Genomic DNA, 26755 nt, shown 5'->3' with positions numbered 1-26755 from the left:
GCGGGCCTCATGCAGCAGCCTTTGTGAGATGCGGGCCGTAGAAGGCTTCGAGCGCGTCCAGCACCGACTTGCTGTCGGGGATCTGGTTGACCTTGTTGCGGAACTCGGCCGAACCGTGCAGCCCCTTGACGTACCAGCCGAGGTGCTTGCGCGCCATATTGACCCCGGTCATTTCGCCATAATGGTCGATCATCGCGCGGTAATGTGATGTAATGACGTCATATTGCTCGTCGAGGCCGGGGTCCGGGCGCTCGGCCTCGCCGCGCAGCGCCGCCATCACCTGGCCCAGCAACCACGGGCGGCCATAGGCGCCGCGGCCAATCATGACGCCATCGGCGCCGCTCTGCGCGAGCGCGGTCGTCGCATCGGCCGACGAGCAGATGTCGCCGTTGACGATAACGGGGATCGACACGGCGTCCTTGACCGAGCGCACAAAGCCCCAGTCGGCCTCGCCGCGGTACATCTGGTTGCGGGTGCGGCCGTGGACAGTGACGAGCTTCGCCCCCAGATCCTCGGCGATATGCGCCAGTTCGGGCGCGTTGAGGCTGTCGTGGCACCAGCCCATGCGCATCTTCACGGTGACGGGGACGCTCACAGCCTTGACGCAGCTATCGATCAGCGCGGCGGCGAGCTTCAGGTCGCGCATCAGCGCCGAGCCTGCGTCGCCGTTGGTGACCTTGCGCACCGGGCAGCCCATGTTGATGTCGATGATCGACGCGCCGCGGTCTTCGTTGAGCTTGGCCGCCTCGCCCATCTCGTAGGGGGTGCAGCCGACGAGCTGCATCGACACGGGTTCCTCGACCGGGTCCCAGGCCGCTTTCTGAATGGACTGGCGCGTTTCGCGGATCGCGGCCTGGCTGGCGATCATCTCGGTGACGTTGAGCCCCGAGCCATAATAGCGGACGAGCTTGCGAAACGGCAGGTCGGTGACGCCGGTCATCGGCGCGAGGATCACGGGATCCGCGATGGTGATATGGCCGATCTGGATGGGGCTGAGCGCCGCCATGGGGAGACTTTCGGGTTAAATTGCCTAAAATTTGTGCACGCCCCTACACGCTAAGCGGCTTTCCCGCAAGCCGGGGCTGCGCTACCCGCCTCTGCTGATGGACGAATCCGCTCCCCTTTCCGGTCAGCCGAAGATCGCGGTGATCCTGCTTGCGGGTGGGCGCGGGACGCGTACGGGCTTTGCCGCGCCCAAGCAGCAGGCGATGCTGGGGGGCAAGCCGGTGCTGCAATGGAGCCTCGACGCGCTGGCGGGCTATGCCGGGGTGCTGGTGAGCGTGGACGAAATCGCCCTCCCCGCCGGATGGACGCGCGCGGCGCCGGGGGCCGAGCGTCAGGATTCGGTGGTTAGCGGGCTGGCAGCGCTGGCGGGCCTGAACGACGAAACGGTGGTGCTGGTGCACGACAGCGCGCGACCGGGGGTGACGGGCGAAGTCATCGACCGGCTGGTCGCGGCGATCGCCGATGGTGCGGCCGCGGCGATCCCGGTGCTGCCGGTGGCCGACACGATCGTGCGGCAGGCCGATGCCGGCGTGGTCGACCGCGCGGAACTGGCGCGGGTGCAGACGCCGCAGGCCTTCCGGCTGGGCGCGCTGCGCCGCGCGCATGAAGAGTCCGCGGGCGAAGCGGCGAGCGACGATGCGCAGCTGGTGCGGCGGCTGGGCGAGCCGGTCGCGCTGGTCGCGGGCGACGCGCGGCTGCACAAGCTGACCTTTGCCGAGGATCTCGCGATGCTCGAGAGCCTGCTCGGCGTGGAGAGAGAGACGATGCGGATCGCGACGGGCATGGGATATGATGTGCACCGGCTGGTGGGGGGCAAGCCGCTGTGGCTGGGCGGCATCAGAATCGAGCATAGCCATGGGCTTTCGGGGCACAGCGACGCCGACGTTGCGCTGCACGCGATCACCGACGCGGTGCTCGGCGCGGCTGCGGACGGCGATATCGGCAGCCATTTCCCGCCGTCGGACCCGCAGTGGAAGGGCGCGGAATCGTGGCGCTTTCTCGACCATGCGGTGCAGCGCGTCGCGGACCGGGGCGGCGATATCCAGCATCTGGACCTCACGATCATCGGCGAGGCGCCGAAGGTCGGGCCGCACCGCGAGGCGATGCGATTGCGCATTTCGGAAATTGCGCGCCTGCCCCTTTCGCGGATAAGCGTGAAGGCGACGACGACCGAAGGGCTCGGCTTTACCGGGCGGCGCGAGGGACTGGCGGCGCAGGCGGTCGCGACGATCCTTTGGAAGGAATGATTATGAAAAACAGGGGTTTGGCGGCCGTAGTTACGGCGATGGCGATGGTGGGAATGCCGGCGCAGGCCGTGGCACAGATCTGCATCACGCGCGCCGAGATCGCCGGCATGATGGGCTACGCGATGCCGTCGGTGATCGAAGGAGTGCGCAACACGTGCGCGGCGCATCTGCCGGGCGACGCCTTTCTCGCGGGCGGGGCCGCGGCGATGATCGAGGGGTATCGCGCGGTGCAGGCCGAGAATTGGCCCGTCGCGCGCGCGGCTTTCATGAAATTCGGCGATCGGGACGGCGAGACCGACGCCGCGGTCATGGAACAAATGCCCGACGAACTGCTCCAGCCGCTGGTCGAGGCGATGATCCCAGCGATGATCGAGGGCGAGATCAAGCCCGGGTCGTGCCGCGACGTCGATACGCTGGTGGCGTCGTTGGCCGCGATGTCGCCGCGGCAGGCGGGCGATTTCATGGCCGCGATCCTGGCGCTGACGGGCGACGACAAGCCCGGCGAAAAGCAGCGCTCGCCCAACGTCTGCGCCGAATAACATGTCCGAACCCGATCGAAACGACGCACGCGACGCCCTCGCCGAGACCGTGCTCGCCGCCAACCGCGCCGCGGGGCGCAAGTTAGCGGCGGCCGAGAGCTGCACTGGCGGCATGGTGTGCGTCGCGCTGACCGACATTCCGGGGAGCTCCGACGTATTCTCGGGCGGTTTCATCACTTACTCGGCGAACGCCAAGCAGAGCCAGCTCGACGTCAGCAGCGAGATTTTGGAGACCTTTGGCGAGGTGTCGCTGGCGACCGCCTGGGCGATGGTGACCGGCGCGTTGGCGAACAGCGACGCCGATGTCGCGGTCGCGATCACGGGGATCGCAGGGCCGGGCGGCGGGTCGGAGAAGAAGCCGGTTGGCTTGGTCGTCTTCGCGCGCGGGCTGCGCGGGCAGGACCCCGACGAATATTTCACCCAGCGCGTGCAGTTCGAAGGAGGCGATCGCGCGGCGATCCGCCACGCCGCGGCGATGTTCGCACTCGACCTGCTGCTGCCCGAACGCGATGCGATGGGGCCGTCGGAGGATATTGCGCTGCCCGCGGGTTGAGCGGCTGGTGGTTTGTCCGCTTTGGGGTGGGGAGCGGACGTTGCCAGTTCCTCCCCGGAACGGGGAGGTGGCAGCCCGAAGGGCTGACGGAGGGGTCGAAACCTCTCGCCATGACGCACCGTCCCGGCCCCTCCACCACCGCTTCGCGGCGGTCCCCCTCCCCGTTCCGGGGAGGAACTGGAACGTCAGCCCCGTCCCACAAACAGCCGCTACGCCGCCACCCCGTAAAGCTCATCCGCGCGCGTCTCGAACGCCGCGATCATTTTCCTGAGCGCCTTGTCGAACATCTGACCGGCCAGCGCTTCGAACATGCGGCTGCGGAAGGAGAAGTCGACCATGAAGTCGACGCGGCAGCCGCCGTCCTCGACGGGCACGAAATGCCATTCATTCGTCAGGTGGCTCATCGGGCCGTCGATATAGCTGACCGTCACGCTGTCCGGGCGCTGCTTGTGCACGCGGCACGAGAAGCTTTCGCGCAGCCCCTTGAAGCCGACGATCATGTCGGCGACCGCCTCATTCTCGCTGTCGCTTCGGATGCGCAGCGCGACGACCCAGGGCAGGAAATCCGGATAATGCGCGATATCCGATACCAGCGCGAACATCTGGTCCGCGCTGTACGGCAGGATGCGGCTTTCCTGATGCCTCGGCAATCAGCCGGCCCTTGCGCGGGCGAGTTGCGCCTCGCGCGCGGCGCGCATGACCTCGAAATCGTCGCCGGCGTGGTAGGACGAGCGCGTCAGCGGCGAGGCCGCGACCTGCAGAAAGCCTTTGGCGCGCGCGATCTGCGCATAGGCGTCGAACGCCTGCGGGGTGACGAAGTCGATCACCTTGGCGTGCCGCGGCGTCGGCTGGAGATATTGGCCCATCGTCATGAAATCGATGTCGGCGCTGCGCATGTCGTCCATCACCTGATGCACCTCCATCCGCTCTTCGCCGAGGCCCATCATGATCCCCGACTTGGTGAAGATCGACGGATCGCGGCGCTTGACGCTCTCGAGCAAGCGCAGCGAGGCATAATAGCGCGCGCCCGGGCGGATCGTCGGATAGAGCCGCGGCACGGTTTCGAGATTGTGGTTGTAGACGTCGGGACGCGCATCGACGATCGCCGCGACCGCGCTTTCGGGCTTGTTGCGGAAATCGGGCGTCAGGATCTCGATCGTCGTCTGCGGCGCCTCGCGGCGCAGCGCCTCGATCACCTTCACGAACTGGCTGGCACCGCCGTCGGGCAGGTCGTCGCGGTCCACCGAGGTGATGACGATATGGCTGAGCCCCATCTTCGCCGCGGCGATCGCGGTGTGCTCGGGCTCGAACGGGTCGACCGCGCGCGGCATGCCCGTCTTGACGTTGCAGAAGGCGCAGGCGCGGGTGCAGGTGTCGCCGAGGATCATCACCGTCGCGTGCTTCTTGGTCCAGCATTCGCCGATGTTCGGGCAGGCGGCCTCTTCGCACACCGTATGCAGGTTGAGTTCGCGCATCAGCTTGCGCGTTTCGGCATAGCCAGGGCTGGTCGGTGCTTTGACGCGGATCCAGTCGGGCTTGCGGGTGCGTTCGGACGGTTTCGGCAGCGGGGCGTTCATGGCGCCCACATAGTCGCGCACGCGCCTCTTCTCAACCTCTCTTCCTATGCTAAAGCGCCGCCATGACTCGCTTTACCGAACTGGTCGAAGGCTATCGTCGTTTCCGTGAGCGAGGATGGCAGTTGCAACGCGAACGCTGGGACGAGCTGGCGGAGGGACAATCGCCCAAGGTGATGGTGATTGCCTGCTCCGACAGCCGCGTCGAGCCCTCGCAGATTTTCGACACCAATCCGGGCGAAATCTTCGTCGTGCGCAACGTCGCGGCGCTGGTGCCGCCGTTCGAGACGACGCCGGGTCGCCACGGCGTTTCGGCTGCGCTCGAGTTTGCGGTGCAGTTCCTGAAGGTCGAGGAAATCGTCGTGATGGGGCATGGCCTCTGCGGCGGGTGCCACGCGGCGCTGCACCGGTCGATGGCGGGCGCCGAGCCCGGCCATGGCGGCTTCATCGCCGACTGGATCGCGATGCTCGACGAGGCGAGCGCCGAAGTGCGCGCCGAACATCCGGACATCGACAATCGCGAGGCGGGGCGCGCGATGGAAATGGCGGCTGTGCGCGTGAGCATAGCGAATCTGCGCACCTTCCCCTGTATTCAGGAGAAAGAGCGGCGCGGAACGTTGAAACTGCGCGGTGCCTTCTTCGCGATCAGCGACGGGGTGCTGCATGTGATGGACGACGCGACGGGAGATTTTGCACCGGCCTAGGTGCCGCAGACAGGGGAACGGACATGAGCAAGAATGCGATGTGGCTGACGATCATTTTTTTCGCGGCCATCGTCGGGGCTTTCATGGGGCCATCGATCGCCAGCCTGGTCGGCGAAGGCACGATGATGATCCTCGCGCCCCTGTTCCTGATCGGTGTCGTCGCTTTCTGCATCTGGGCGCTGTCGAGCAACAAGAGCGGGGCGAAGGCGGATCCGGCGGCGCTGGCTGAGGCGCGGCGGATGCAGGCGCCTGACGGCAAGGGCCGCATCTATATCACTCGCCGCGGCTTCGTCGCCGCGCTGCAGGGGATGAACGTGACGCTCGACGGCACGACGCAGGGGCAGATCAAGTCGGGCCAGATGCTGATGGCCGATGTCGAACCCGGCAAGCATCATATCCAGGTCGGCACCGCCAAGGCGAAGCTGGCGCGGCCCGACGAGATCGAGGTCGATGTCGGCGCCGGCGGCGTGGTGGTGATCGACGCGATGCTCGAGATGGGCGCGCTCAAGGGCGGGGTTAAGCTCAGCCGCTCGGACGCGGCGAAGGGGCGCGAGGATGTCAACGCGACCAAGCTGATCCTGTGGGAAGTGGCGCCGACGTAGGCTGCTATTGCGGCCCGACGGCCCCCGCGGCCGGCCAGTCGGTATCGCCGATGCGCTGAACGTCGAGCTTGGCGAATTCGACGGGGGGCATGCCCTGTCCGACATAGCTGCCGATCTCGACCCATTTGCCGTCGGCGAGCGTCGCGCTGTACTGGATCTTCGCGCCGTTGGGCAGCGGCACGCTCCAGTCGAAACCCTTGTCGGTGACCGCGAAGGGGAATTTGCCGCTGCGCCCGTCGGTCCAGCTGTTCATCGCATATTGGTCGGTCGCGGCGTCGTAGGAAATGACCGCGAAGGCGTTGAAGACGAGCTTGCCCGCCTCGTCGGTGCCGCGCCCTTCGACGACCATCAGCGTGCCATCGAGCATCGGGCCGACGCGCTCGGTCTGGACCAGCTTCAGCGAGCCGCCGGGGCCGGTGATCGTCGCGCTGCCGCGCCATTCGCCGCGCAATTTTTCGAGCTTGGCGATCGCCGCCTTCTGCTCGGCGATGACCGCCGGGTCGGTGCGCATCTGCGCCTGCGCCGGGATAGCCGCCGCGGCCAGTGCGGCGCCTGCTGCGAAATAAACAAGTTTCATGGATGCCCTCCCCAGTTGTGTTATCGACATAACACAGCTTGAAAGGGCGAGGAACGAAAAATCGCGGGTTGCGGCGCCTGACTGCAACTCGTCGCCGATATCGGGCGTTTCCCGGTCAGGGCGCCCCGCATTTGCGAGCGGACGATTTGGCGCTTTTCCGCCAAAATGGCAAAGCGATGACAGTTGCAATCAGGGAGACATGAATGGCCCTTCGCCAACCTTTATTGGCCGCGCCGGCGCTCGCGTCGCGGCGGCGCGCGATCCCCGGCGAAGACGATGATTATGCCAAGGCCCGAAAATCCTTGCTGGCCGAGGAGATCGACCTCCGCCGCAAGATAACGCGCGTCGCCGAACAGCGCCGCGCGCTGCCGCCGGGGCCGCTGGTCGCGGCCGATTACCGCTTCCGCGATGCCGCTGGCGCCGACCTGGGGCTGGCCGAACTGTTCGGCGAGCACGACACGCTGGTCACCTATTTCTGGATGTACGGGCCTGAGCGCGCGCGGCCGTGCCCGATGTGCACCAACTGGCTGGGGTCGGTGAACGGCAATGCCAACGACATCAAGCAGCGCGTCGCGCTAAAGGTCCTGGGGCGCAGCCCGGTCGAGCGTCAGCAGGCCTTCGCCGCGGAGCGCGGGTGGCGGGCGCTCGACTTTGTGCAGACCGTCGGCGACGATTATGCGCGCGACTATCATCTGCTCAACAAGGACGGGACCGAGAATCCGGCGCTGGTCGTCTATAAGCGCAATGGCAGCGGGATCCGGCTGTTCTGGAAGAGCGAGATGACCGCGGAGATGGCCGATCCGGGGCAGGACCCGCGCGACGCGCCCGATATCGCGAGCCTGTGGAGCATCTTGGACCTGACGCCCGGCGGGCGGGGGACGAGTTGGTATCCGGCGCTGGAATATTGATGATCCTCCCTGTGGCGAAGCCATGGGGAGGTAGCAGCGGCTCTAGCCGCTGACGAAGGGGCATTGGCGCACCGTCGCCGCCCCTCCACCACCGCTTCGCGGCGGTCCCCCTCCCCATCGCTTCGCCACAGCGAGGATTAGTCGTCACGGAATCGCGTAAGTCACCTGCGCCTGCCCGACGGGCTTGTCGGGATCGTCGGTCCAGATGCGGACGTCCATCACCGCGAGGCGCTTGCCGAGACGCAGCATCGTCGCGTCGGCGAACAATGGTCCTGGCCGGCAAGGGCGCAGGAACTGGTAGTTCAGCGCGCTCGTCACCGCCATCGCAACGGGGCCGATATGCGCGAGGACGAGCGCATAGGCGGCCATGTCGGCAAAACCCATCTGCGTCGGGCCCGAGATCAGCCCGCCGGGGCGGAGCGCCTTGTCGTTCGGGTCCATCCGCGCCTGGACATGGCCCGGCGCGGCCGAGACCACATGACCGCGCGTGCCCGGATGGGCGTGCGGAAAGGCCTGCTCCAGAAAGGCGTTGAGCGCGTCGGCATCGAGCCGGATTGCGCTCGACGAGATCGGAGCCGCCTCCCCGCCCATCCCGGTCAGCGCGTCAGTTTCTTGTACGACGTCGCGTGCGGACGCGTCGCATCGTCGCCGAGGCGGCGGATCTTGTCCTCCTCATAGGATTCGAAATTGCCTTCGAACCATTCGACGTGACTGTCGCCCTCGAAGGCCAGGATGTGCGTCGCGAGGCGATCGAGGAAGAAGCGGTCGTGGCTGATGACCACGGCGCAGCCCGCGAAATTCTCGAGCGCTTCTTCGAGCGCCGCGAGCGTTTCGGTGTCGAGGTCGTTGGTCGGTTCGTCGAGCAGGAGGACGTTGCCGCCCTCCTTGAGCATTTTCGCCAGATGGACGCGGTTGCGTTCGCCGCCCGAGAGCTGGCCGACCTTCTTCTGCTGGTCGACGCCCTTGAAGTTGAAGGCGCCGACATAAGCGCGCGTCTGCATCTCGTGCTTGCCGATGTTCATCAGCTCGTGGCCGCCCGAGATTTCCTGCCAGACATTGTTGTCGGGCTTGAGGTCGTCGCGGCTCTGGTCGACGAAGCCGAGGCGGACGGTGTCGCCGATGGTGACATTACCGCTGTCGGGGGTTTCCTGGCCGGTAATCAGCTTGAACAGCGTCGATTTGCCCGCGCCGTTGGGACCGATGACGCCGACGATGCCGCCGGGCGGGAGGGTGAAGGACAGGTTCTCGAACAGCAATTTGTCGCCATAGGCCTTCGAGATGCCGTCGACCTCGATCACCTTGCCGCCGAGGCGTTCGGGGATCTGGATGACGATCTGCGCCTTGCCGGGGGTGCGCTTTTCCTGCGCCTCGACGAGCTGGTCGAACGACTTGATACGCGCCTTCGACTTGGCCTGACGCGCCTTGGGCGACTGCCGGATCCATTCGAGCTCGTCCTTGATCGCTTTCTGGCGACCCTGGTCCTCGCGCGCTTCCTGCTCGAGGCGCTTGCCCTTCTTTTCGAGATAGGTCGAATAATTGCCCTCGTAGACAAAATAGCGGCCGCGATCGAGTTCGAGGATCCAGTTCACGACATTGTCGAGAAAATAGCGATCGTGGGTGACGAGGATGACGTTGCCCGGATAGTCGACAAGATGCTTTTCGAGCCAGGCGACGCTTTCGGCATCGAGGTGGTTGGTCGGTTCGTCGAGCAGCAGGATCGAGGGCTTTTCGAGCAGCAGGCGGGTGAGCGCGATGCGGCGCTTTTCGCCGCCCGACAGATTCTCGACGCTCCAGTCGCCCGGCGGGCAGCGCAGCGCTTCCATCGCGATTTCGAGCTGGTTGTCGAGCGTCCAGCCATCGACCGCGTCGATCTTTTCCTGGAGCGTGCCCATTTCCTCCATCAGCGCGTCGAAATCGGCGTCGGCGGGCGGATCGGCCATCAGCGTGCTGATCTCGTTGAAGCGCTCCATCATGTCGGCGACGCCGCGGACGCCGTCCATGACATTTTCCTTGACCGTCTTGGTCGGGTCGAGCTGCGGCTCCTGCGCTAGGTAGCCGACGCTGATCCCCTCGCCCGGCCATGCTTCGCCGGTGAATTCCTTGTCGATGCCGGCCATGATCTTCATCAGCGTCGATTTGCCCGTACCGTTCGGGCCGACGATGCCGATCTTGGCATCGGGGTAGAATTGCAGGCTCAGGTCCTTGAGCGTCGGCTTTTGCGCGCCGGGATAGGTCTTGCTGAGACCCTTCATCACGAAACTATATTGGGCGGCCATGGGATTTGCTCCGATGTCTGGCTGGACCGCGCGCGGGCGGCCGGGAGAGATGTTGCGCGCCGGTTAGCGAATGGGCGCGGCGTTGGCAATCGACGCTTGCGCGGACGGCGCGCGCGGTTACGACGACGGCATGAAAATCACCGCCCCCCTCGCCTGCGCCGCCGGGCTGACCGCCGCCTTGCTGGCCGCCACCAGCGTCGCCGCCTCGCTACCGCCGTCGCCGAGCGCGGTTGAGCTGCCGCAGCAGGGCAAGGATATCGCCTGGTCGATCACCGAGGACCTGACCACCGAGATCGGCCCGCGCATGGCGGGGACCGAGGCCGAATCCGCGGCGCGGCGCTGGGCGGTTGCGCGGCTGCAAGCGCTGGGCTTCGCCAATGTGCGCGAAGAACAGTTCGACATGAAAGTGTGGGTGCGCGGCGCCGAAGAAGCATCGCTGACCAGCCCCTTCCTGCCGCAGAAGCTGCATATCGCCGCGCTCGGCAACAGCGCCTCGACCGGCCCTAAGGGGATTGAGGGCGAGATCGCCTATTTCGCCAGCTACGACGCGCTGCTCGCCGCGCCCGATGCCGAGGTGAAGGGCAAGATCGTCTTCATCAATAACCAGATGGAACGGACGCAGGACGGCAGCGGCTACGGCCAATATGGCCGCGGGCGCTTCATGGGCGCCAATGCGGCGTCGAAGAAAGGCGCTATCGCCGTCGTGATCCGCTCGATCGGCACCGACAATCATCGCGGGCCCCATACCGGCGGCACCAATTTCGAGGCGGGGGTGAAGCCGATTCCCGCGGGGGCGCTGTCGAACCCCGACGCCGACCAGCTGGCGCGCCAGTGGGTGCGCGCGCAAGCAATGCACACCAGGGAGAATGAGACGGGCGCCATTGTCTATGTGCCCGAGCCGCTGCGGATGAAGCTCGTCCTCACCCCGCGGGACCTCGGCACCAAACATTCGGGCAATGTGATCGCCGAAGTGCCGGGCAGCGATCCCGCCGCCTCACCCGTGATCGTCGCCTGCCACCTCGACAGCTGGGACCTCGGCACCGGGGCGATCGACGACGCCGCGGGCTGCGGGATCATCACCGCGGCGGCGAAGCATGTGATGAGCGCGGGCCAGCCGCGGCGCACGATCCGCATATTGTGGGCGGGCGCCGAGGAAGTCGGGGTGTTCGGCGGCAAGGCCTATTTCGAAAAGCACGGGACCGAGAAGCATGCGGTGGCGCTCGAATCCGATTTCGGGGCGGATCGCGTGTGGCGCGTCGATTTCAAGCTCCCCGCGAGCGCTAAGGCGCTGGAGGACCGGATCGCGGCGGCGCTGGCGCCCTTCGGCATCACCCGCGGCAAGACGCCCGCGAGCGGCGGGGCGGACATCGGCGCGCTGGTCGCGGCGGGCGTGCCCGCGATCGACCTGCAACAGGACGGCACGCGCTATTTCGACCTGCACCACACGCCCGACGACACGCTCGACAAGATCGATCCGGCACAATTGCGGCAGAATGTGGTGGCGTGGACCGCGACTCTGGCGATTCTGGCGAACAGCGCCGATGCCGAGCTGACGTAATACTCAACCAAAATGGTAGGATTTCCGCGGGAGGCGCGCCAACTCAATTATTTTTGTTGACGATTGGCACGAAACGGCTAAATCCCGCGGCTCGCGTGACGGGATTTTCCCTACCGCGGAAAGGCATTTTAGGGAGCCACACATCATGAAGAAGTTTGCTGCTATCGCCGTTGCTGCCAGCATGTTCGCCCTCGCCGCTTGCGGTGAAAAGGCTGCTGAAGAGCCCGCCGCCACCGAAGCTCCGGCCGCAGACGCGACCGCCGAAGCCGGCGCCGACGCCGCCGCTGCTGGCGCCGACGCCGCCGCTGAAGGCGCCGAAGCTGCTGCCGCTGGTGCCGACGCTGCTGCGACCGCCGCTCCGGCTGCTGACGCCGCCGCTGCTCCGGCCGCTGAAGCTGCTCCGGCCGCTCCGGCTGAAGAAAAGAAGTAAGTCTCAGCCCTTCGGGGCAATGACCGAAACTGGAAATGGGCGGTCTTCCTTCGGGAAGGCCGCCTTTTTTCGTTGACGACGGGCGCTTTCTAGTGGTTTCCGTATCCCGGCGGAGGCCGGGATCTCACCCTGTCGCATTGAATCACCGGCGAGATCCCGGCCTTCGCCGGGATGACGATGAAAAATGAAATGTCCTATAACCACCCCAAAACCGACATTAGCGCATCGGGCATCGACGGGATGGACTTGTCCGGATCGTCCCTCTAAGGCCCGTCGCGGTTCGGGGAGTAGCGCAGCCCGGTAGCGCGCCTGCTTTGGGAGCAGGATGTCGCAGGTTCGAATCCTGTCTCCCCGACCAATTCTCTGAGGCTACCAGTTGTAGTATTCAGATTCTTCTATGGCACAAGCGCGTGCCACCCGACTGATCTGATCGTCGGTAAGTTCCAACATGTCAGGATTGCGGTCAAAGTAGGAACTTTGATGGCGGCGAATGCACTCGTCTCTGGAAAACGGTGATTGCTGCGCTGACGAGCGTTCAGGGAAACTAAATCCTGCCAAGTCCGCCAGTTTCAGCAAAACAAGCGACGTGAACGCGAAGGCGGCCCATCCAACCAAAAGTTTTCCCTGCCATGGCAATTTCCGCCACCACGTCGCGAAATTCTTCCCGCTCATATCAAAGACACCCTCACACCCTACCCCGCCGACGTCGCGATCAGCCGCGCGTAGAAATCGATCATGCGCTTGAAGCTGTCGATCTTCATATGCTCGTTCGTGCCGTGGATCATCGCCGATTCCTTCAGCGAGAAATGCATCGGCATGAAGCGGTAGACGTCCTTCGACACCGGCTCCATGCTGCGGCTGTCGGTGCCCGCGACGACGAGCGTCGGGGTGAGCACCGCCTGCGGCGCGTCGGCGCGCGCCGCGGCGGCGATCCATTTCCAGCCCTGCGAGCTGGTCGACGAGACGCGCGACGGCTCGCGCGGGGTGCCAACCCAGGCGAGATCGACCTTGCCATCGCCGACCGCGGCCCTGGCGCGCGCCATCACGTCGGTCGAGCGATTCCACGGCGCGATGCGATAGTTGATCAGCGCGTTCGCCGATTGCGGCAGGACATTCTCCTTGGGGCTGCCCTCCAGCATCGTCGGCGCGATGGTGGTGTGGAAAGCCGCGGCGGTGGTGGGCGCGCCGCCGAGCTGGCGCTTGAGCAGCGGCGCGAAGAGCCAGGGGTTGGCGACGGCCATCTTCGTGGTGCCGCCCTTCTTCGCGGCAAGCGCCTCGATCATAGATGCGCCGGGGCCGCGCAGCTCGATGGGGAAAGGGTCGCCGGTAATGTCGAGCACCGCCTTCGCCAGCGTCTCGACCCCGGTCTCGGCGGGGGGCATCGAGCTGTGTCCGCCGGGGGCGTTGGCGGTGACCTTGAGCGTGGCATAGCCCTTTTCGGCGATGCCGATCATGATCGCGGGCCCGTCGATCACAGGCGTGTCGGTGAGCACGATGCTGCCCTCGTCGAGGGTGAAGATCGCCTGCACCCCCTGCCCCTTCAGCAGCGCCGCGGCGGCAACCGCGCCGCTGCCGCCCGCTTCCTCGTCGTGGCCCGAGACCAGATAGATGCCGCGTTTGGGCTTGAAGCCCGATTTGGCGAGCGCCTCGACCGCCTCGAACAGCCCGATCAGCGAGCCCTTGTCGTCGACGGTGCCGCGGCCCCACACGGCATCCTCGGCGATGGTCCCGGCGAAGGGCGGATATTTCCAATCCTTCTCGGTCCCCGCGGTCACCGGCACGACGTCCTGATGCGCCATCAGGATGATCGGTTCGAGCGACGCGTCGCTGCCCGGCCAGTAATAGACGAGGGTGCGATTGGGCAGGATCGTGCGCGTCATCGCGCCGTGTGTCGCGGGATAGGTCGCCGCGAGCCAGGCGTGGAGCTTGTCCCAGTCGGCGACCTGATTCTCGGCGGGATCCTGGTGCGAGATGGTCGGGATCTGCGCCGCGGCGCTGAGATGCTGGACCGCGGCCGCGAGATCATAAGCGGGCGCCGCGGCGAGCCGGATATCGCCGCCGTCGGCGATGTCGGCGGGTTCGAAGCTTGCCGTGCGCACCGCGACGGTTCCGGCGATCACGGCCAGCACCGTCAGTCCGCCCAGCAGGATCGTCCGCTTCTTGCCCATCATCGCCTCCCCATTCTCGTTACCGACATGGAGCGGGATGGGTTTCGATTTGCAAGGAAAATGGTGGGCCCGGCAGGACTCGAACCCGCAACCTAGCCGTTATGAGCGGCCAGCTCTAACCATTGAGCTACAGGCCCCCGTGGGGACGCACGGGCGATAGCGGAGCGCGGCGAGGCTTGGCAAGCATCAACGCTCAGGCTGCGCCGGCGCGGCGCTCCGCCATCGCCAATATCTCGGTCGCGGTGGTCGGCGCGATGCCGCGTTTCGCGAGATGCGCGAGCACCACATCCCACCAGCGGTAGAAAGCGGCGAGGTCGGCGTCGGTGCGCACATAGGGCGTGTTGCCCGGCTGGAGCGAGGGCGAATGGAAGGAGAAGTTCAGCACCGGCAGCCGCTGGGCGACAGCGATGTCGATCGCCTTGCACGCGCGCTCGGCGGGAATGCCCTCGGGGGTCAGCGCGATGCGCTCGGAAAGCCCGAGGCGCGCGAGCGCGGCACGGCCGCCGGCGCCGGCCCGGTGATAGGCCGGGCGCCCGAGGCCCCCGAGCAGCCCGCCGAAGACGGTGGTCACCGGCATTTCGAGGATCATCCGGCCCTGCGTCTCGACCCACCAGGGTTTGAGCGGCATCGCGTGATAGTCGGGGCCGTACCCCCCGCGATAGTCGAAGCCCGAGCGCACTGAGGTGTCGCAGCGGAAGCCGAGATCGGCGAGCATCGCGGCGCTATGGTCGCCGAGCCCGTAGCGCCCGGCGCGGTAGACCAGCGGCTGGGTGCCGAAGCGGCCCTGGATCGCATCGCGCAATGCGGTCATCTTGGCACGTTGGAGCTCGATGGGGAGGTTGCCGGTATAGCTGTTACGCTCGCCCACCGTCTCGTCGTGCGGCGGGGTGACCCAGGGGTGGAGCTGCGCGCCGATGTCGCAGCGCCCCGCCGCCTGCGCGGCGCCGAGAAGCGCGACCGCGCGATCGTCGGCCACGATCGGCCAGTCGACGAGATAGATGGGCGCGACCCCCGCCGCCTCGAAATATCGCTGGCAGTCGGCGAGCGCGGGGACCGAGTCGAGGCGGTAGCCGGTACGCGCGAAGGGCGCCGACCAGTCGAAATCCTCTTCGGTGTCGATGGTGACCCAGAAATGCGGGCGCTCGTCGTCGGCGAGCGTCACGACATCGGACGCATGCGGAGACGCCAAAAGACTTCCGGCCTGCGGCACCGGATTTTCCCCTATTTTCCCGAAGCGCCCCCGCTCCGGTCAGTCGTGCTGCCGCGGGACCGGCTGGTCCGCAGCAGCGCTTGGACTGGCCGAGGGAAGGTGCAAGGTCAAGGCGTTATGCCCGATATCGAGCCGCCCCCCGGCAGCACGCGCGAGGCTGTCGACGAGCCGCAGCGAGAAACCGAGGCTGAGGATCGCGGCGCCGGGCGCGTCGCCCTCGGGGCTGTAGCTAGGGTCGAGCAGGTCGCGCGCGGGGGTGAAGCGGATCGCGACGGGACGGACGAGGCGTAGCTGCAGCTCGCCTTTCTGCACGCCGTCGGCAAGCAGCTGGCCGACGAGCGCGCCGTTGGATTCGGAGACGTCGACGAGCGCGGTGATCAGGCGGCCGACCATGCGCCGCGCCGCGAGATCCTCGACCGCGGCATGAAAGGGCCCGCCGACGCGCGAGATGCTGATGCCGACATTGTGCTCGGCGAGCAAAGGACCGAGGTCGCGCTCGACCTGCGCGGTGATCGCGCCGATGTCGCTGTTCTCGCCCGTGGGCGGGGCCGGTTCCGTGGCGGCGCGCGTCGCGGCCTGCAAATCGTCGATCAACGCCTGCACCGCCGCGGCGTCGGTGACGATCGTGTCGGCCATGGCGCGATAGGTGTGGCTGACGGGGCCGAACATCTGGCCCGAGATGATCTGCGCGAAGCCCGAGATCGCATTGAGCGGACTGCGTAGTTCGTGGATCAGCTGGCGGATCGAATCGCCGGCATTGTCCTCCTGGGCGGGCAAACCATAAGGAATTTCGTTGCGCTGCGGGCGGCGGGCGCTGCCACGATAGCCGCGGAACTGCCCGGTCGCGCGGTCGAACCAGGGCAAGGCCGAGAAGCGCCATTCGCCCGCGTCGGCCTCGGCCCCCTCGAGCATCATGCGCGCGTTGATCATCTCGGCGCGCTGGCGGAAGGCGCCCGCAGCGACGCCGTCGGTACCCGGCTCGCCGCCGAGCGCGGCCTCGGCGATCGACAGGCCGATCACCGCGCCGCGCGGGATGCCCTCGACCCAGTGGATTACGCCGTCGGGGCCGGTTTCGAAAAGGAAGCTGTCGCGTGCGGGCTGCGCCGGGCGCGGCTCGGGTGCCGACTGGCCGCGCGCCGACTGATATTTGTCGATGCGGCGGACGAGCTCGCTGATCTGGCTGGGTTCCGATTCGGCGGGCGGCGGCGTCGGAGTCGGCGCGGGTGCCGCTTCGACGATCGCAACGACCTCGGCCTCGGGCATCGGATCGGGCTGCGGCAGCGCGACCGACGCGGCGCCGAGGCTGGCGAGCGCACGCTTGACGCCTTCGGGCAGGTCGCCCCGCGCGGCAAGGAAGGAGCGCGCCATCGGCCCCGTCGCGGGGAGCAGCGCGAGCCAGTCGGCCTCCGACAATTGCGCATCGCGGAGCATCGCGAGCGACACCGCGGGCACGTCGTTGGCGTAGAGCGCGACGATCGGCGCAAAACGGCTGTGGCGGGCGATCGCGCGCGCGCAGTCGCGGCGCACCGGTTCGGGAATCTGCGGACGCAGGACCGCGAGCGCGTGCAAGGAGCGACGAATATCGTCATCGTCCAGTTGATTGCCGCGCTGCGCCAGAATATCGGAAAGCTGCCGCCAGGCCGCGACGCACGACCGCCCGTCGGCCGGAGCCTGGCGCAAGATGGTCGCGATCATCGTATCGGCGGTCACGCGGTGCGGGCCCCCACCCCTTGAACTGGTTAGCGTATATTTACCGGCTAGCGTGAATCCCGCGGTCATGAAAGCGCCTTAACCACGCGCGTCGCATTGTGGGACAATTGCAATCGCCTGAAATATAATTATGGTCATGCCGTTAGAGAGAAACGGAAGTTACAATGATGGCGAGCCAGAAATTCGATCAGATCGACCTGCAAATCCTGCACGAGCTGCAGAAAAACGGGCGGATGACCAATGTCGAGCTGGCCCAGCTGGTGGGACTCACCGCCCCGCCCTGCCTGCGCCGCGTGCGCGCGCTGGAGGAGTCGGGGGTGATCCGCAGCTATCACGCCGACCTAGACGCGGCGAAGCTTGGCTACGGCATCACCGTGTTCGCGATGGTCAGCCTGCGCAGCCAGGCCGAGGCCGACCTCAAGGCCTTCGAGGATTATGTCGGCGCGCTGCCCGAGGTGCGCGAATGCTATATGCTGAACGGCGAGATCGACTTTTTGCTCAAGGTCGTCGCGCGCGACCTGCAGAGCTTCCAATCGTTCCTGACCGCGCACCTGACCTCGGCGCCCAATGTGACGAGCGTGAAGACCTCGCTGACGATCCGCACCGCGAAGCAGCTGGCGGGGATTCCGGTCGAGGCTTGAGCCCTCGTCCATATCCTCTCCATGGCGACGCCACGGGGAGGATCTCAAGTCCGCGCCGGCCCGCGGCGCTACCTTAGCCCCACACCCGCACGCGCTTGTCGGGGGCGAGGTACAGCTTGTCGCCTTCCCGCACGTCAAAAGCCTTATACCAGGCGTCGAGGTTGCGCACCGTCAGCGCGCGGTACATGCCCGGGGCGTGGCCGTCGGTCGCGACGCGGGCGCGGAGCGCTTCGGCGCGCATCTTGGTCGCCCAGGTCTGCGCGAAGGCGATGAAGAAGCGCTGGTCGCCGGTGAAGCCGTCGATCACCGGCGCTTCCTTGCCGCCCAGCGAGGCACGATAGGCGTCGTAGGAGGCCTGCAGCCCCGCGACGTCGGCGATATTCTCGCCGAGCGTCAGCCGCCCGTTGAGCGCGAGATCGGGGAACGGCTTGTAACTGTCATACTGCGCAGCGAGCGCGTCGCCCGCCGCGTTGAACTTGGCCAGATCGGCTGGGGTCCACCAATTGCGCAGCGCGCCGGTCGAATCGAAGGCCGCACCATTGTTATCGAAGCTGTGGCTGATCTCATGACCGATCACCGCTCCGATCGCGCCATAATTATAGGCGGGATCGGCCTTGGCGTTGAAGAAGGGCGGCTGGAGGATCGCGGCGGGGAAGTTCAGCGCATTCTGGACCGGCAGGTTCACCGCATTGACCGTCTGCGGCACCATCCACCATTCGCCCTTATCCATCGGCTTGCCGATCTTGGCGAGCTGGTGCGCGGTCTCGGCCTTTTCGCCCGCGACGACATTTGCATAGGCGTCGGTCGCGCTGATCGTGTAGGCGCCATAGTCGCGCCAGGTCTCGGGATAGCCGACGCCGACCGCGATCCCCTCGACCTTTTTGATCGCTTCCTTCTTGGTCTCGGGCGCCATCCATTCGATCGTCTCGACACGCTTGGCGAAGGCCGCCTTGATCCCTTCGACCATGTCGGAGACCTCGGCCTTCGCCGCGGCGGGGAAATATTTGTTGGCATAAGCCTTGCCCACCGCATCGCCGAGATAGATGTCGAGCGCATCGAGCGCGCGCTTGTCGCGGGCGCGCTGCTGCGGTGTGCCGGCGAGCGTGGTGCCGTAGAAGGCGAAATGCGCGCTATCGACCGCAGTCGGCAGCACATCGGCGTGGCTGTTGATCTGGTGGAAGACGAGCCAATCCTTCCACGCGTCGAGCGGCTCCGATGCAACGAGCGCCGAGAGGCCGGTGATCGCATTCGCATGATAGGCACCGAATTTGCCCGCGCCCGCGAGGCCCGCGGCGCCGAAATACGCGTCCCAGTCGATGCCGGGCGCCTTCTTCGCGAAATCACCCTTCGCCCAGACCGCGGCGGACTTGGTGAAATCCTCGCTCTGTTCGCGCGTCGCGTGGGCCTTGGCGATCTTCACCTCGAGGTCGTAGATGCGCTTGGCCTTGGCGGCGGCGTCGGGCTGCCCCGCGGCGGTCAGCAGCTTGGCGATATAGGCCTGATATTGGTCACGGATCGCCGCCATCTTGGGATCGGCCGACAGATAATATTCGCGCTCGGGCAAACCGAGACCGCCTTGCAGCATATAGGGGATGACTTCGCCCGGGGTGGCGAGCCCCTGCGTCACGAAAAGGCCGAAGAGATTTTCGGTGCCGAAATCGGTGGCGTTTAGCGGGTCAACGTCGGCGCGGGTCTGTTCGCCCAGCACTTTCGACAGCGCCGCCTTGTCGGCGATCGCGTTGAAGCGCGCGATGTCGGCGGCGACGGGCTTCATCCCCGCGGCGTCGATCGCCTTGGTATCGGTATAGGCCTTATAGAAGGCGGCGATGCGGCCTTCGTTGGTATCGGCGGCGGCGTCGCCCTTGACGATCGCATCGACCAGTTCGCGGTTGCGCTTTTCGGTTTCGAGCTGCGCCACGTAGAAGGCACCGATCGACGAGCGGTCGGCGGGGATTTCGGTCGTCTTGTCCCAATTGCCGTTGGCGTAAGCGTAGAAATCGTCGCCGGGCTTGGCGCTGGTATCCATCGCGGCCTTGCTGATGCCGAGGTCGGTGCCGACGGTGTAGGCGGCGCTGCTTTCCTCCTTGCCGCTGGTGCAGGCGGCGGTGGAGCCGAGGATGGCGGCGCTGGACAGCAGGATGGCGAGGAAGCGATGGTTCATGGCGGACGACCTTGTGTTGGGAAAATGTGCCGAAGCAACGGGCCTGTGTGCCGATGGTTTCAACGCCACCCGATTTCGGCCTGCGGCGCTTTCCAATCGACGAACGACCGGCTAACGCGGCCATTCTGAACGGGAGAGAAATCGACGTGAGTGCACCGGTCCTGGGAACGATGATCAACGCCGATAGCGAGGCCTATCGCGCCAATGCCGCGCATAATATCGCACTGAAGGACGAGCTGCGCGCGCGTGTCGCCGAGGCGGCGCTGGGCGGCAACCAGAAATCGCGCGAGCGCCACACCAGCCGCGGCAAATTGCTGCCGCGCGAACGCGTCGAGCGGCTGCTCGATCCCGGTTCGCCCTTCCTCGAAATCGGCCAACTCGCAGCCAACGACCTCTATGAGGGCGAAGTCCCAGGCGCAGGGCTGATCTGTGGCATCGGACGCGTGTCGGGGCGACAGTGCATGATCGTGTGCAACGACGCGACGGTAAAGGGCGGCACTTACTATCCAATGACGGTGAAGAAGCATCTCCGCGCGCAGGAGATTGCCGAAGCGAACCGCCTGCCCTGCATCTATCTCGTCGACAGCGGCGGCGCGAACCTGCCGCATCAGGACCAGGTGTTTCCCGACCGCGATCATTTCGGGCGCATCTTCTTCAATCAGGCGACGATGAGCGCCAAGCGCATCCCGCAGATCGCCTGCGTCATGGGAAGCTGCACCGCGGGCGGCGCCTATGTTCCCGCGATGAGCGATGAGACGGTAATCGTACGCAACCAAGGCACGATCTTCCTCGCCGGCCCGCCGCTGGTGAAGGCGGCGACGGGCGAGGAAATCAGCGCCGAGAATCTGGGCGGCGGCGATTTGCACGCGAAGAAATCGGGCGTCGTCGATCATCTCGCAGAGAATGACGAGCATGCGCTGACGATCGTGCGCGATATCGTCAGCCATTTGGGGAGCGACGCGGGGTTCGAGGTCGCGATCAAGGAGTCGCGGCCGCCTAAATATGACGGCGAGGAATTGTACGGGATCATTCCGCAGGACGTACGCGCACCGTATGATGTGCACGAGGCGATCGCCCGTATCGTCGACGCCAGCGAATTCCACGAGTTCAAGGCGAATTATGGCGCGACGCTTGTCTGCGGCTTCGCGCATATCTGGGGCATCCCAGTCGCGATCCTCGCGAACAACGGCGTGCTGTTCAGCGAAAGCGCCGTGAAGGGCGCGCATTTCATCGAGCTGGCGCAGCAGCGCCGCATTCCCCTGCTTTTCCTGCAGAATATCAGCGGCTTCATGGTCGGTGGGAAGTACGAAGCCGAAGGCATTGCGAAACATGGCGCAAAGCTGGTGACCGCGGTCGCGACCGCGACCGTGCCGAAGATTACGGTGCTGATCGGCGGCAGCTTCGGCGCGGGCAATTATGGCATGTGCGGGCGCGCCTATTCGCCGCGGTTCCTGTTCACCTGGCCCAATGCACGGATCAGCGTGATGGGCGGCGAGCAGGCGGCGAGCGTGCTGGCGACGGTGCACCGCGATGCGGAGAAGTGGACGGCGGAAGAGGCGGAGGCCTTCAAGGCGCCGATCCGGCAGAAATATGAGGATGAGGGCAATCCCTATCACGCGACCGCGCGGCTGTGGGACGATGGGATCATCGACCCGGCGCAAACGCGCGACGTGCTGGGGCTGGCCTTTGCGGCGACGCTGAATGCTCCGGTCGAAGATCGCGGGTTCGGCGTGTTCAGGATGTGATGTGGTGGGATACGGCACCGTAGATATTCGCCGGGTCGGCGAACACGGCGGCAAGGTTGCCTATGCTTTCCATCACGAAGGCAGCGCTGGCACCTTTTTCATCGATACCAACACCGGAGAATTTTCCGGCTTTTCGTTTGAGGAACATGACGTCGAAGCGCGACCGGCAGCCGCCGCGCAGCATAAGGTAAAGAAGGCTTGGGAGTCTGGAGAATTGCCAGACCGTCTGTCTTGGCAAGGATAATCGACAAATGATCCAATCCCTCCTCATCGCCAATCGCGGCGAAATCGCCTGCCGTATCATCCGCACCGCGCGCGAGATGGGCATTCGTACCGTTGCGGTCTATTCGGACGCCGATGCACGCGCGCTGCATGTGCGCGAAGCCGATGAGGCGGTGCATATCGGGCCGTCGCCGGCACGCGAATCCTATCTTATCGGCGAGAAGATCATCGCTGCAGCGAAGGCAACCGGCGCCGAGGCGATCCATCCGGGTTATGGTTTCCTTTCGGAGAATGCCGAATTTGCACAGGCGATCGCCGATGCGGGACTCGTCTGGGTCGGGCCCAAGCCTTCGTCGATCACCGCGATGGGTCTGAAGGACGCCGCCAAGAAGCTGATGGCCGAGGCCGGGGTGCCGGTGACGCCGGGCTATATGGGCGAGAATCAGGACCCCGCTTTCCTCGCCGAACGTGCGGCTGAAATCGGCTATCCGGTACTGATCAAGGCGGTCGCGGGCGGCGGCGGCAAGGGGATGCGCAAGGTCGATGCCGCGGCGGACTTCGCCGACGCGCTCGCCTCGTGCCAGCGCGAGGCGGCGGCGTCGTTCGGCAACGACCATGTGCTGATCGAGAAATATATCCTGACCCCACGCCATATCGAGGTGCAGGTGTTCGGCGATATGCACGGCAATGTCGTCCACCTGTTCGAGCGCGACTGCTCGCTGCAGCGCCGCCACCAGAAGGTCATCGAGGAGGCCCCAGCCCCCGGCATGGACGAAGCGACGCGCGCCGAGCTCTGCGCCGCCGCAGTCCGCGCAGCGAAGGCGGTCGACTATGTCGGCGCGGGCACGATCGAGTTCATCGCCGACGCCAGCGAGGGCCTGCGCGCCGACCGCATCTGGTTCATGGAGATGAACACGCGGTTGCAGGTCGAGCATCCGGTGACCGAGGAGATTACCGGGGTCGACCTGGTCGAATGGCAGCTGCGCGTCGCATCGGGCGAGCCGATCCCGCTGGCGCAGGACGAGCTGGCGATCAACGGCTGGGCGATGGAAGCGCGGCTTTACGCCGAGGATCCGGCCAAGGGCTTTCTGCCCTCGATCGGCACGCTCGAGCTTTTCCAGCTCCCCGAGCATAATGGCCGCGTCGACACCGGCGTCTATGAGGGCGCCGAGGTATCGCCCTTCTACGACCCGATGATCGCGAAGGTCATCGCTTGGGGCGAGGACCGCGAGGAAGCGCGCGAACTCTTGTCCGAGATGCTCGAGGACAGCGCGATCTGGCCGGTGAAGACCAATTCCGCGTTTCTGATCAATGCGCTCGACCACCCCGATTTCGTCGCGGGCAGCGTCGACACCGGCCTCATCGGCCGCGACGGCGACAGCATGACCGCCGAGCCCGAACCCTCGGCGCAGGCGCTGACCAATGCCGCAATGGCGATGACGCCGCGGTCGCTGCAGGCCGGTTTTCGCCTCAACGCGCCCGACGTTCGCTCGGCGCCCTTCCTGCTCGACGGCAAGCGTGTCGAAGTGGCGCTCCACGGACCCGGCGCCGAGGAGCCTGCGCCGGCGATGCTCGTCGCCGAAAGCGGATCGGTGTGGCAGCTCACCCCCTGGCGCGCCGCGGGAAGCACCGGCGGGGCGGCGGGCGACGGCGCGATCCTGTCGCCGATGCCCGGCAAGGTCATCGCGGTCGAGGTCGCCGCGGGCGATAAGGTGATCAAGGGCCAGAAATTGCTCACGCTCGAAGCGATGAAAATGGAGCATAGCCTGACCGCGCCCTTCGACGGGGTGGTGGCCGAACTCAACGCGGTGGCCGGCGGGCAGGTGCAGGTCGAGGCGCTGCTGGTGCGGATCGAGAAGGAAGAAGGCTGATGACCGGCAGATATTTCGACGAATGGGCGATCGGCGACACGCTGACGCACGAGATCCGGCGCACGGTGACCGAGACCGACAATCTGCTGTTCACAACGATGACGCATAATCCGCAGCCGCTTCACCTCGACATCGAGGCGGCCAAGGCGTCGGAATTCGGCCAGATCCTCGTCAACGGCACCTTCACCTTCAGCCTGATGGTCGGGCTGTCGGTGGGCGATACGACGCTGGGCACGCTGGTCGCGAACCTGGGGTACGACAAGCTCGTCATGCCCAAGCCGGTGTTCATCGGCGACACGCTGTATGCGACGAGCGAGGTTGTCGGGCTCAAGGAGAGCAAATCGCGGCCCAATGCCGGGATCGTGACCTTCCTGCACAAAGCGATCAACCAGCGCGGCGAGACGGTGTGCCAGTGCGAGCGGTCGGCGCTGATCAAGAAGCGGTCTTGAAATCCTCCCCGCTCGCGGGGAGGTGGCGGCCGGCAGGGTTGACGGAGGGGGTTGGCGGTCTCACACTCCACTCCATGACGACAGCCCCCTCCACCATGCTTCGCATGGTCCCCCTCCCCGTTCCGGGGAGGATTTGATCATGAGACTCCGCTCGCTCCTTTTTGTCCCCGGCGACCGCCCCGAGCGCTTTGCCAAGGCCGCCGCCTCGGGCGCCGACGCGATCATCCTCGACCTCGAGGATTCGGTGTCGCTCGCGAACAAGGACACGGCGCGGCATGCGATCGCCGACCATCTGGCGGGGTCGCGCGAGGTCATCACGCTGGTGCGCGTCAACCCGCTTGACGGGCATCTGACGGCGGCCGACGTCGCCGCGATCGTCGGCGCACGGCCCGACGCGATCATGCTGCCGAAGGCCGAGGGCGCGCCGAGCATATTGCAGCTCGACACCATATTGCGCAGCGAATCCGCCGAAGACGCCTCGCTGCCCGCGATACTGCCGATCGCGACCGAGACGCCCGCGGCGATCTTCACGCTCGGCAGCTACCGCGAAGTGAAGGACCGGCTGCTCGGGCTGACCTGGGGCGCCGAGGATCTCCCCGCGGCAATCGGCGCGACGACGAGCCGCGAGGCCGACGGCGGCTATACGCCGCCCTATGAGGTCGCGCGCGCGATGACGCTGTTCGCGGCGCACGCCGCGGGGGTTGCGGCGGTCGATACGGTCTTTCCGGCGATCAAGGACGAGACCGGCCTCGCCGCCTATGCCGCGCGCGCCCGGCGCGACGGCTTTACCGGGATGATGGCGATCCACCCCTCGCAGGTCGGCCCGATCAATGCCGCCTTCACCCCTGCCGCCGACGAGGTTGCGCGGGCGCAGGCGATCGTCGACGCCTTTGCGGCCAACCCCGACGTCGGGGTGCTACAGGTCGACGGCAAGATGGTCGACGCGCCGCATTTGAAGCAGGCGCGGCATATCCTTTCGCTGGCGGATTAATCCCTGTACCTCCGTTCGTGTCGAGCGCAGTCCAGACACGCTTGGGGAACGCCCGCCTTCGGGTGTCTCGACTTCGCTCGACACGAACGGATACTTAGGCAGGCTTTCGACCGAAGGGCCGGTGCCGCCGGATCCACGCCTTGCCCTTGCGCCAGTTCTTGCGCATTCCGCGTTCGGGGATCGCGTCGAACATCGCGTCGGGGCTTTCGGGGTCGAGCAGTTCGTGCTCGGCGATATATTCGTCGAACGGCCCCGGCTCGATCAGGTGGAGCCGTTCGAGCGAACGGCCTTCGCCTTTGCGCAGCGCTTCGATGGTGTCGATCAGCGACCCCGTTTCTTCGAAACCGCGCCCGACCGTCGCGGGCTCGACGCCGAGATGCTCGGCGATCAGCGACTCGCGTAAGGCTCGGATCGTCGGTTCGATTCCGGTGTTCGCCGACAGCGCGGCGTCGATGGTGACGTCGCATTCGCTGTCGAGCCCCATCGAGCGGTTGTTCATGTTCGCCGATCCGACGCGGATCAGGCGGTCGTCGACGATCGCGGTCTTGGCGTGGACATAGATGGGCTCGCCGCCCGCGGTGTGCGGGACATAGACGCGGAGGCGATCGCCGTGCTTCGCCTTGGCGATCTCGCGCACCAGTTGCACGCGCGCGGCGTCCATCGCCATCTGCTCGAGCCAGCCGTCGGCGGTCTTGGGCATGACCATCACGAATTCGGGGGCGTCGTCCTCGTTCAGCCGCTCGGCGATCGCGGCGGCGATCTTGGCGCTCGTGAAATATTGATTCTCGAAATAGATGAAGCGCTTGGCGGCCGCGATCATGTCGAGATAGAGTTGCTCGATCTCCCGGATTTCCTCATAACCGTCATATTCGGCGCGGGTGCGCGAGATGGCGACGTCGACCCCGAAGAAATCGGGCTCGAGGTCGTCGGGCCAGTTCTCGCCGTCGCCTTCGATCTCGCGCAGCGGTTTCTTGGTCGCGCGCTGCCAGCGCTCGTTGCCGAGTTCGGCGAGGGCATTGCCGACGGGCCCGGCGAGGATCATCGTCGAATCATGCCACGGCATATAGGATTTGCCGTCGGGGTCGGTGCGGTGGCCGTCGCCGTCGGGGTGGTCGCGCGTGTCCCAGCGCCGCGAGCTGACGTCGATGCCGCCGCACACCGCGAGATGATCGTCGAACACCGCGACCTTCTGGTGATGGCTGCATCCGAAGGGGTGGGCGCTGTCCATGCGGAAGCTGATCGCGCGCGTCAGTTTCCAGCGCGCGATCATCGCGATGATGGCCGGCGAAAAATATTGCTTCAGCCCGCCGAAGTTCCAGCGGAGGATGTCGATGTCGCGGTCGGGGCAGTTTTTGGCGAGGCGGAGCAGATAATGGCCGAGCGCCTCGCCCCTGCCCCTGTCGTCGGGGCATAGGGGGATGCGCGGGTCGAAATCCCAGCCGATGAGCAGGATACGCTGTTTCGCGCCCGCCATCAGGTCTTTGAGCAGCGCGTAATAATCGGCGGCGTCGACGATCATCCGCGCCTTGTCGGCGCGTTCGATCCGCCAGCAATTGCGGCCCTCGACGACGATCGGGGAAAGCGCACCCTCGCTCATGGTCGCAGAGACGCGCT

26 protein-coding genes and 2 tRNA genes are annotated in these 26755 nt (G+C 66.1%); 14 read left to right on the top strand and 14 right to left on the bottom strand.

The annotated features are described in order from the left end of the window. Positions 1-7 precede the first annotated feature (7 nt). Positions 8-1006 (bottom strand): tRNA dihydrouridine synthase DusB, encoded by a 999-nt coding sequence (gene dusB, locus BWQ93_RS05350; protein ID WP_077029608.1) that lies wholly within the window; start codon positions 1004-1006, stop codon positions 8-10. Between the two features lie 97 nt (positions 1007-1103). Here dusB and ispF point away from each other — a divergent pair, with 97 nt between their 5' ends. From ispF to BWQ93_RS05335, 3 genes are read left to right on the top strand one after another with little or no spacing between them, the layout of a single operon-like run. Further along, positions 1104-2252, top strand: coding sequence for a 2-C-methyl-D-erythritol 2,4-cyclodiphosphate synthase (ispF, locus tag BWQ93_RS05345; RefSeq protein WP_077029607.1), 1149 nt, complete (start codon positions 1104-1106; stop codon positions 2250-2252). A 2-nt stretch (positions 2253-2254) separates the two neighbouring features. Then, positions 2255-2791, top strand: a complete 537-nt coding sequence (locus BWQ93_RS05340; protein ID WP_156878143.1) for a hypothetical protein — start codon at positions 2255-2257, stop codon at positions 2789-2791. A 1-nt stretch (position 2792) separates the two neighbouring features. Then, positions 2793-3344, top strand: coding sequence for a CinA family protein (locus tag BWQ93_RS05335; RefSeq protein WP_077029605.1), 552 nt, complete (start codon positions 2793-2795; stop codon positions 3342-3344). Positions 3345-3553: 209 nt separating this feature from the next. On the opposite strand, the gene BWQ93_RS05330 is transcribed toward BWQ93_RS05335, so the two are convergent. Beyond that, complete coding sequence (locus tag BWQ93_RS05330) at positions 3554-3994, bottom strand: type II toxin-antitoxin system RatA family toxin (RefSeq protein WP_077029604.1); 441 nt, start codon at positions 3992-3994, stop codon at positions 3554-3556. Then, positions 3995-4942 carry a lipoyl synthase gene (gene lipA / locus BWQ93_RS05325; protein WP_335694604.1) on the bottom strand — a complete coding sequence of 316 codons (948 nt, stop codon included), beginning with the start codon at positions 4940-4942 and terminating at the stop codon, positions 3995-3997. It abuts the gene before it with no gap. Between the two features lie 41 nt (positions 4943-4983). Here lipA and BWQ93_RS05320 point away from each other — a divergent pair, with 41 nt between their 5' ends. Continuing rightward, positions 4984-5622 (top strand): carbonic anhydrase, encoded by a 639-nt coding sequence (locus BWQ93_RS05320; RefSeq protein ID WP_077029603.1) that lies wholly within the window; start codon positions 4984-4986, stop codon positions 5620-5622. Positions 5623-5645: 23 nt separating this feature from the next. Then, positions 5646-6224, top strand: coding sequence for a hypothetical protein (locus tag BWQ93_RS05315; RefSeq protein WP_077029602.1), 579 nt, complete (start codon positions 5646-5648; stop codon positions 6222-6224). A 4-nt stretch (positions 6225-6228) separates the two neighbouring features. Here the strand turns inward: BWQ93_RS05315 and BWQ93_RS05310 are convergent, their stop codons facing one another. Next, a complete protein-coding gene (locus tag BWQ93_RS05310; protein WP_077029601.1) occupies positions 6229-6801 on the bottom strand; it encodes a hypothetical protein in 573 nt (190 codons plus the stop codon). A 203-nt stretch (positions 6802-7004) separates the two neighbouring features. Here BWQ93_RS05310 and BWQ93_RS05305 point away from each other — a divergent pair, with 203 nt between their 5' ends. After that, complete coding sequence (locus tag BWQ93_RS05305; protein WP_077029600.1) at positions 7005-7709, top strand: DUF899 family protein; 705 nt, start codon at positions 7005-7007, stop codon at positions 7707-7709. Between the two features lie 144 nt (positions 7710-7853). Here the strand turns inward: BWQ93_RS05305 and BWQ93_RS05300 are convergent, their stop codons facing one another. Together BWQ93_RS05300 and ettA are read right to left on the bottom strand one after the other, a co-directional pair. Continuing rightward, positions 7854-8300: a PaaI family thioesterase gene (locus BWQ93_RS05300; protein WP_083720629.1), complete on the bottom strand. Its 447-nt coding sequence runs from the start codon at positions 8298-8300 to the stop codon at positions 7854-7856. A gap of 5 nt (positions 8301-8305) precedes the next feature. After that, a complete protein-coding gene (ettA, locus tag BWQ93_RS05295) occupies positions 8306-9985 on the bottom strand; it encodes an energy-dependent translational throttle protein EttA (RefSeq protein ID WP_077029599.1) in 1680 nt (559 codons plus the stop codon). A gap of 130 nt (positions 9986-10115) precedes the next feature. Here ettA and BWQ93_RS05290 point away from each other — a divergent pair, with 130 nt between their 5' ends. From BWQ93_RS05290 to BWQ93_RS05280, 3 genes are all read left to right on the top strand, one after another. Beyond that, the gene (locus tag BWQ93_RS05290) at positions 10116-11543 is read left to right on the top strand and encodes a M28 family peptidase (RefSeq protein ID WP_077032221.1); all 1428 of its coding nucleotides are present in this window, start codon (positions 10116-10118) and stop codon (positions 11541-11543) included. Between the two features lie 145 nt (positions 11544-11688). Continuing rightward, complete coding sequence (locus BWQ93_RS05285; RefSeq protein ID WP_077029598.1) at positions 11689-11973, top strand: hypothetical protein; 285 nt, start codon at positions 11689-11691, stop codon at positions 11971-11973. A gap of 281 nt (positions 11974-12254) precedes the next feature. Then, positions 12255-12331 (top strand) — tRNA-Pro (locus BWQ93_RS05280). Between the two features lie 11 nt (positions 12332-12342). Here the strand turns inward: BWQ93_RS05280 and BWQ93_RS20735 are convergent. From BWQ93_RS20735 to BWQ93_RS05260, 5 genes are all read right to left on the bottom strand, one after another. Continuing rightward, a complete protein-coding gene (locus BWQ93_RS20735) occupies positions 12343-12645 on the bottom strand; it encodes a hypothetical protein (RefSeq protein ID WP_156878142.1) in 303 nt (100 codons plus the stop codon). 20 nt (positions 12646-12665) lie between these two features. Next, positions 12666-14144, bottom strand: a complete 1479-nt coding sequence (locus BWQ93_RS05275; protein ID WP_232314746.1) for a M20 family peptidase — start codon at positions 14142-14144, stop codon at positions 12666-12668. A 58-nt stretch (positions 14145-14202) separates the two neighbouring features. Beyond that, positions 14203-14278: transfer RNA gene (locus tag BWQ93_RS05270), tRNA-Ile, on the bottom strand. 56 nt (positions 14279-14334) lie between these two features. Next, entirely contained in the window at positions 14335-15330 is a 996-nt protein-coding gene (locus BWQ93_RS05265; RefSeq protein WP_232314745.1) for a polysaccharide deacetylase family protein, read from the bottom strand. Between the two features lie 60 nt (positions 15331-15390). Further along, the gene (locus BWQ93_RS05260) at positions 15391-17061 is read right to left on the bottom strand and encodes a histidine kinase dimerization/phospho-acceptor domain-containing protein (RefSeq protein ID WP_232314744.1); all 1671 of its coding nucleotides are present in this window, start codon (positions 17059-17061) and stop codon (positions 15391-15393) included. Positions 17062-17228: 167 nt separating this feature from the next. Between BWQ93_RS05260 and BWQ93_RS05255 the strand changes: the two genes are divergently transcribed. Then, positions 17229-17702, top strand: a complete 474-nt coding sequence (locus BWQ93_RS05255; protein WP_058809426.1) for an Lrp/AsnC family transcriptional regulator — start codon at positions 17229-17231, stop codon at positions 17700-17702. 73 nt (positions 17703-17775) lie between these two features. Here BWQ93_RS05255 and BWQ93_RS05250 read toward each other — a convergent pair whose 3' ends face one another. Further along, a complete protein-coding gene (locus tag BWQ93_RS05250) occupies positions 17776-19863 on the bottom strand; it encodes a M13 family metallopeptidase (RefSeq protein ID WP_077029596.1) in 2088 nt (695 codons plus the stop codon). Between the two features lie 146 nt (positions 19864-20009). On the opposite strand from BWQ93_RS05250, the gene BWQ93_RS05245 reads away from it, so the two are divergent. After that, the gene (locus BWQ93_RS05245; protein ID WP_077029595.1) at positions 20010-21608 is read left to right on the top strand and encodes a carboxyl transferase domain-containing protein; all 1599 of its coding nucleotides are present in this window, start codon (positions 20010-20012) and stop codon (positions 21606-21608) included. On the opposite strand, the gene BWQ93_RS05240 is transcribed toward BWQ93_RS05245, so the two are convergent. Beyond that, positions 21598-21792, bottom strand: coding sequence for a hypothetical protein (locus tag BWQ93_RS05240; protein ID WP_077029594.1), 195 nt, complete (start codon positions 21790-21792; stop codon positions 21598-21600). The two genes, BWQ93_RS05245 and BWQ93_RS05240, sit on opposite strands and share 11 nt — an antisense overlap. 67 nt (positions 21793-21859) lie before the next feature. Here BWQ93_RS05240 and BWQ93_RS05235 point away from each other — a divergent pair, with 67 nt between their 5' ends. From BWQ93_RS05235 to BWQ93_RS05225, 3 genes are all read left to right on the top strand, one after another. Then, complete coding sequence (locus BWQ93_RS05235; protein ID WP_077029593.1) at positions 21860-23701, top strand: acetyl/propionyl/methylcrotonyl-CoA carboxylase subunit alpha; 1842 nt, start codon at positions 21860-21862, stop codon at positions 23699-23701. Then, positions 23701-24150, top strand: coding sequence for a MaoC family dehydratase (locus BWQ93_RS05230; RefSeq protein WP_077029592.1), 450 nt, complete (start codon positions 23701-23703; stop codon positions 24148-24150). The genes BWQ93_RS05235 and BWQ93_RS05230 overlap by 1 nt, the downstream gene beginning before the upstream one ends. Before the next feature lie 139 nt (positions 24151-24289). Further along, complete coding sequence (locus tag BWQ93_RS05225) at positions 24290-25141, top strand: HpcH/HpaI aldolase/citrate lyase family protein (RefSeq protein ID WP_077029591.1); 852 nt, start codon at positions 24290-24292, stop codon at positions 25139-25141. Positions 25142-25235: 94 nt separating this feature from the next. Here the strand turns inward: BWQ93_RS05225 and BWQ93_RS05220 are convergent, their stop codons facing one another. Beyond that, positions 25236-26738 carry a phospholipase D-like domain-containing protein gene (locus BWQ93_RS05220; RefSeq protein ID WP_077029590.1) on the bottom strand — a complete coding sequence of 501 codons (1503 nt, stop codon included), beginning with the start codon at positions 26736-26738 and terminating at the stop codon, positions 25236-25238. Positions 26739-26755 lie beyond the last annotated feature (17 nt).

It is taken from the genome of Sphingopyxis sp. QXT-31 (assembly GCF_001984035.1).
In the GTDB taxonomy this organism is placed as follows: Bacteria; Pseudomonadota; Alphaproteobacteria; order Sphingomonadales; family Sphingomonadaceae; genus Sphingopyxis.
The sequence above is the reverse complement of the archived record's forward strand: the minus strand, read 5'-3'. Positions and strand labels throughout refer to the sequence as shown.